The sequence below is a fragment of the Corallococcus sp. 4LFB genome (assembly GCF_046520365.1).
GTDB classification, from domain to species: domain Bacteria; phylum Myxococcota; class Myxococcia; order Myxococcales; family Myxococcaceae; genus Corallococcus; species Corallococcus caeni.
The window spans coordinates 1-923 of record NZ_JBKGHJ010001107.1 but is presented as its reverse complement, the minus strand read 5'-3'; the positions used below and the strand labels follow the sequence as shown (position 1 = coordinate 923).

The window sequence follows — 923 nt, the reverse complement described above, 5'->3', positions numbered from 1 at the left end:
CAGCTGCCCACCCACCACCAGCCCGTTGACCTCCAGCACGTGGCTGCGCTGGCCGCCTTCGCCCTGCGTCGGGCCCGCGGACTCCTTCGCCAGCGTGAAGCCTCCGGTGCCGCTGGCCAGCGCGTCGAACTGGCCCAGGTAGTTGAACGCCACCAGTGCCTTCGGTGCCTGCTTCAGCTTCGCGGCGATGGCCTCCGGACCCTGGTAGCGCAGCAGGCCGTAGCCCACGCCCTTGCCCGGCACCGCCCTCAGCGCGTCGCGCACCGCGCGCAGTGCGTCCCCCGCCGTGCCTTCCTTCGCCACCTCCAGCACCACCGGGTACAGCGAGGTGAACCACCCCACCGTGCGCGTCACGTCCACGTCCGCGAAGAGCTCCTCGCGGCCGTGCCCTTCCACTTCCACCCGCACCCGCGGCTGTCCCGTCCACTTCGTCAGGACTCGGGCCAGGGCTGACACCAGCACTTCGTTCACGCTCGCCCGGTACGTGCCCGGCACTTCCTGCAACAGCGTCCGCGTCGCTTCCGCGTCCAGGGCGACCACCACACTGCGTGCGGACGCCAGCGTGTTCGACACGAGCGCAGCCTGTGCGGATGCCGCCGTGTTCGCGCCACCGGCCGCGGTCAATGCGGCCACCTCGCCCTGTGCGGACGACACCGTGCGCACTCCACCTGCGTCCATTGGTAGCGCGGGCGTTTCCTCACGCGCCTGCGCCAGCCACCACGCCGCTTCCTTTTCCAGCTCCGGTCCGCGCGCGTACTCCTCCAGCTTGCGCGCCCATGTCTGGAAGGACGTCGTCTTCGCGGGCAGCACTACGTTCTGGCCCTGGCGACGCTGCGCGTACGCCGTGCCAAGATCCTCCAGGAGGACTCGCCACGACACGCCGTCCACCGCGAGGTGGTGCACCGCCAGCAGCAGCCACGACG

General features: G+C 70.9%; 1 protein-coding gene. It reads right to left on the bottom strand.

Features of this window, described 5'->3' with window-relative positions; all coding sequences use genetic code 11:
• Positions 1 to 923 (bottom strand): condensation domain-containing protein (locus tag ACLEQD_RS44350; RefSeq protein ID WP_410391925.1); only part of this gene is annotated, 923 nt, incomplete at both ends.